General features: G+C 51.7%; 4 protein-coding genes. All 4 read right to left on the bottom strand.

Translation table 11 applies throughout. The features are described from left to right. The coding region (locus P8Z34_16965) for a S8 family serine peptidase (GenBank protein MEJ2552364.1) at window positions 1-1,781 on the bottom strand (1,781 nt) is incomplete at its 3' end. 245 nt (window positions 1,782-2,026) lie between these two features. Continuing rightward, entirely contained in the window at window positions 2,027-2,674 is a 648-nt protein-coding gene (locus P8Z34_16960) for a sulfotransferase domain-containing protein (protein ID MEJ2552363.1), read from the bottom strand. 77 nt (window positions 2,675-2,751) lie between these two features. Beyond that, on the bottom strand, window positions 2,752-4,377 hold the full coding sequence (locus P8Z34_16955) for a glycosyltransferase (GenBank protein MEJ2552362.1): 1,626 nt from the start codon (window positions 4,375-4,377) through the stop codon (window positions 2,752-2,754). Further along, window positions 4,269-5,295 (bottom strand): glycosyltransferase (locus P8Z34_16950; protein ID MEJ2552361.1); only part of this gene is annotated, 1,027 nt, incomplete at its 5' end. The genes P8Z34_16950 and P8Z34_16955, both read right to left, overlap by 109 nt.

The following is a 5,295-nucleotide window of genomic DNA, read 5'->3' as shown; positions in this document are numbered from 1 at the left end:
GTTGGATCGTCAGGAAAGAAAGAGAGATCCTTGATGCCGCGTTCAACGAAGACGGCTGCTTCGGCGCGGCTCATAGTGTTGTCCGGGCAATACAGCAGCGGCTCGGACGAACATCCGGCGACGTAGCCTGCGTTGTAGAGGGCGTTGATGTAGTCGAAGGCCCAATGTCCGTAGGGTACGTCTTCGAAGATCGCCGTGGGAGTGGCGGTATTCGTAGGCGTCGCTGTGGCCGTCGGCGTCGGGGTAGACGAATTCGTACTTGTGGGAGAACTCGTATATGTCGCTGTAGCCGTGCCGGTAGCCGTACTGGTCGGGGTTTCCGTCGAAGTTGGTGTTGCCGTTGATGTGGATGTGGAAGTGGGAGTATGTGTGGCCGTTGCTGTACTCGTATCGGTTGCCGTCGGCGTCTCGGTCGCTTCCTCGAACAACGCCAGGGCGGAGTCCACCTGGATGCGCGGCATGTCGGTAACCACCCCGCCACTGCGGTTGTCGTCGATCAGCACGCCGGTCGTTTGAAGTGCGTTCAAGATTTCGTCCACAGAGGCGCCAGGTGCCTTGGAACGGATCAGCGCCCAGGCGCCGGCGACGTGCGGCGCGGCCATCGAGGTGCCGCTCATTTCGGCATATGTGTTGTCCGGGATCGAAGAATATATCCACGAGCCGGGCGCCAACAGGGAAAGGAAGGAAGACACGTTCGAGTACGTGTACATCGTATCGCTGTCCGTCGTTCCGCCTACGCTCACCGCCGATGATATGCACGCCGGTGCCCCGATGGCCTCCCGGAAACTGCTGTTGCCCGAAGCGATGACGGTGGCGATGCCCACCGAACGCAAGTTATCGATCGAGGCCTTGCGCGGATCCGAATCGCAATTGCTCGTATATTGTCCACCCCCCAGGCTCATGTTGACGGCGGCGATGTTGTAGCTGGATTGGATGGAATAGACCCAGTTTAATGCCGCAATTTGATCCGATGTCCAGGTCAATACGCACGGACTGGTCATTCCGAACGTTGAACACGTTGGATCGCTGAATTCGGAGAAGATCTGTACGGCAATAATGTCCGCATCTTTAGCCACACCTGAGAAGCTCGCACCGTTTCCTGCAGCGATACCGGCGACATGCGTGCCATGTTCACATCCGTACGTGCCGAGCGGGCAGTTAACGCCGGCTCCCGTGCCGATTTGCTCCTCGGAATCATCCGGGCAAAGAGTCGTCGAAGGATCTGCCCCACCCGCCGTCGTGGAGAAACACGCCTCGGCCACAACCTTGTCGCTGAGAAAATCGTGCGAACCCTGCACGCCGGTATCCAGGATGACGATCGCCTGGCCGGATCCCGTATATCCCTCTCCCCACGCCGCGGTCGCACCGATCAAAGGCACACTGACCTGGAGCGTCGGAGGCTGCGGACGATCCTGCTGCATACGAAACACATCCGGATTGCTGGCCAGGTCCGCCAGGCCGTTTGCGTCCACCTCGACGAGCATGTAGGGCACGAATTCGAAATCCCGAACGATCCGGGCACGGAATGCTTTGAGGCGGTCACTCACACGATTTTGGGCTTTGGATATCAAATAGCGCTGCACGCGTCGGCTCAAGCCGCTGAACAACTCCCCCTCCGGTTTGAAGGACACGTTCAACTCGAGGATCAAACGCACCCGGCCTTCTTGTTGAGTCTGATCGAAAAGGGCGTCGAAAACGGCGAGCTTCTCCTGTTGCACACCTTGGGGAAGCGGCAGTGGGCCGCGCATTCCCAAGAATGCCTGGACGCGAAACGATGTCAAGCCAAGACAAGCAATCACGATTAGTACTACGAATAATAATAGGTATTTACGCTTTACACTCACTTGGTTCTCTTCCAACCTGAGACACTACAACCTTTGAATTCTTTTCCCGGCGGACTGGTTCTTTTTTTATTCTACATTGAATTCATATCGCTGCGTGCTAGTCGATTGGTGCTAAGAATAATCCGAATGTGCAAATAGCTGCCCACGTGTTGGGAATGAAGTATAAGCCGAATTTTGCTTCCTCACCAATCCAAGTCCGGTTCATACCCCAGGTAGATCAACATTGAACCATAACGCTGCTTGAAGTAGTCCTTGTTCCTCTTTGAAAAGCAATTCACCCAATCCCCAGAAATGCCCTTGCGATAATGATGGTGAACGTTTTCAACACCATACTCCCTTCCTTCCGACAAGCGCCGATAATTGTTGTAATCGACGATCTCCGCCAGCATGCGCTGCGTAATCAGATGCGGATATAAGCCCAGGAAACGAAATATAGCAGTAAATTCGTCCAAGGATGACTTGGTGATCGTTTCAAAGCGCGTCTCGAAGATATTTGGATTTTCATAATCCCAATTGGACATCTCCTGGAACTGCTTCGCACGAAAATCGATTGATGTGCGAATGCCTTCTTCAAAATTTACTTCCGATAAGATTCGGCGCTGTTCTTCAAGCCACGGAGCAAGTGGATGCGAATACCGATGTGAGAAATATGCACTAACGACGATATCTCGTGGATCACGAATCACATGAAAGCCCAAGACTTGCCTGGAATCCAACGTTTCTAGATGAGCAACATCTGCTCCCGTGTCAGCGATAAAATCTACTTCTTCGATATCTTTCGGTGTCAGATCAACGTACTTCGCAAGCCGCAATCCCATATTCTCGCACACGGCTGTTATGATCCTCAAAATCCACGTACTGGCACATTTGTGATGCCCAAAATACATGTATTTTGTAGCAGAGGTTGTTAGCATTGATCTGGCTGTCCTCGAATCAGATCCAATATCAAATTCACGCGTGCTTCCCAAGAATTCTGTGCCAAGAACGCATCGAGCTCAGCGTCAACGTTTTTCTCCCGCTGACATCGCCGAATTAAGTCAAAAAACTCCAATTCGTTTGCCGCACAGAATATGTGAGGAATCTCGTCGAGTGGAGCTATTTTTGGTGCAATTACAGGCAGGTGCATCGCCAGATACTCGTAAACTTTCAATGGACTTGTCGTTTCCGTGATTTGACAGATCTTCCAAGGTACTATGGCTATATCGGCATGCGCCAAATAAGCTGGTAATGCTCGTTGATCCTTCAACCCGAGGAACTTGATATTTGGTGCAGATTCAATTCCACTCCCCCGATAATCACCGATTATTGCAATTGCCGCACTTGGAAAGCGTGCCGCGATACCGGCTATCAAGTTCCAATCAAACCACTCTCCCCATAACGCTCCCACATAGATGATTGCAGGATCACTGAGAGGAAAATCTGGTGGCCGTGGAAAATTCTTGCGGTAGTCGAAAAGGTCGAGATCGACGGCGTTTGGCAGGAGGTGGACCTTTCGACGACAGTCCAATTGAAGACGCTCTACCAGATTCTGTGCAGTTGCTGTCAATTCATCAGCTTTCTGACAGATCACATTTTCGGTTTCTCGCGAATACCAATTTCCACCGAGTGTCGTTCGCCAATCATCGATCAGATCGTAGAACACCTTGCCTCCATACTGCTTGATCGAATCAAGATATGGGATGAAATCCGCCAAGGGAAATTCGACAATCGCCAGAACGGGATGAGCCTCGAGCAGCTTTCCGTATTGCCAAAGAAAAGCCCTCCAATCCATGTCAAACGTTGACACATGCAACAGCCTGGGATGCCAAATGTTGAGTTTTAGATCTTTGGATTCCGCCTTAGAAAATTTATAGATATAAACGACGAGGAAATTACGCTTCAAAAACTCCCTGGCGATTTGTGCACCTCGCGAACCACCGCCGCTATCGTCAATTGGAATTCCAGCGAGAATGAAAACCACACCCTCGATATCAGCATACCGCCCGAGGGTCACACGTGGCCTTCGTCTACAACCTCGGAGAAATCCAAAGGACCGGGCCCACTGACCCACGAATCCAAAAAGGAAGCTTGATTTCCCTCCAGAACGAGATAATAGAGCGATGGAGAAATACCCTGACAATATCAGCACGAAGGCAGTGACTAACACAACGGGTAACGCGGTCGTCAGGAAGAATGCTGCCAAAATTCCAGCACACACCAGTATAGAAATCAATGTAATCAAACTCATAATGACCATATTTTGCATATAGCGGTCACCAAACAGACTGCTCTCCCCGTCACCTTCACTCCAAGAGACGAGTTTCCGCCAAAAGCCGCCAGGAGTCTCCGGCGCATGCCAATACACGACGGCTTGAGGTACGAATGCCCAACGACGGCATTTTCGTTTTAATTCCATAGCGAAATAAGTGTCATCACCCGTGAGTGTCAGCCATTCCGGATATCCACCGACAAAGCGCCAGGCGTCTCGACGGAACGCCATCGAACGTGCAGATGGAAGGAAGGGTTGAGGCTCGACATCTCGCAGCCGAGGCACCAGTTCGTGTTTAAACCAGTTCCCGAAACGCGTCGACGTGACAGGTTCAAACCAGCCTGCCACGACCTGTGTCTCGGGGTGTAAAGGGTACTTCCGAAATCAGCAACGACGATGACATCGTGCTTGGCCCTCTCGATGCCGATATTTCGGCCTCGAGCGATATTGGCACCATCTTCTACGAATAATTGAAAATCAAACGGGCTCGTGTTGGCATAACGTTGCAGGAATTCAGCAGTTCCATCTACCGAACCCCCGTCAACGATAACGACTTCATCCGGCAGGCGAGATTGTGACTCCAGGGTCTTGATCCACGATTCCACAGAGTCGGCCTCGTTAAAAACCGTTACGATCAATGAAAAATCTACCTGGTGGGATTTTCCCTGGCGCAAGGGATGACGAGGCTGATAGCCAGGGAATAGGCTTTCATCATCTGTGTAGAGAACCACCTGGCTGCGGTCGATGTATTCGTGCTGGTGCATACGGGCAGTGAGAAAATGACCTCGCAGCCAAATTGGCAATAACCGTAATATACCTTTGGCCATCGCGGCTATCGAAACGCGAAAATATCGAAAGAAGGCTGTGAATACGTTGAATAAACGCTGAGACCGTGCGCGCATGCGCCATACGACGCGCCACACGACGTGTAAAATCCTCCACCCCATCGAGGCTTTTATCTTATCCCATTCACTCCTCTCCTGGCGGTACGAATCTCGAAGCTGTCGCTCCTTAACTACTGCGGTATCGTGTTCATGTTCGAGTTCCCGCATTCGTTTTTGCAGGGTATTAAGGTCCCCTTCGGCATCTCGTAAATGATCGCGCAACTCGCTGCGGTCCAGCTCAAGCTGATGACGTTCAGCTTCAACCTGTTGGAGAGCCTCCTGGATTTGACTTTTCTCCCTTTCAACCTCATCCAACTTC

The organism is Anaerolineales bacterium (assembly GCA_037382465.1).
Taxonomy (GTDB): domain Bacteria; phylum Chloroflexota; class Anaerolineae; order Anaerolineales; family E44-bin32; genus WVZH01.
This window is presented reverse-complemented; position numbering and strand designations above follow the sequence as displayed.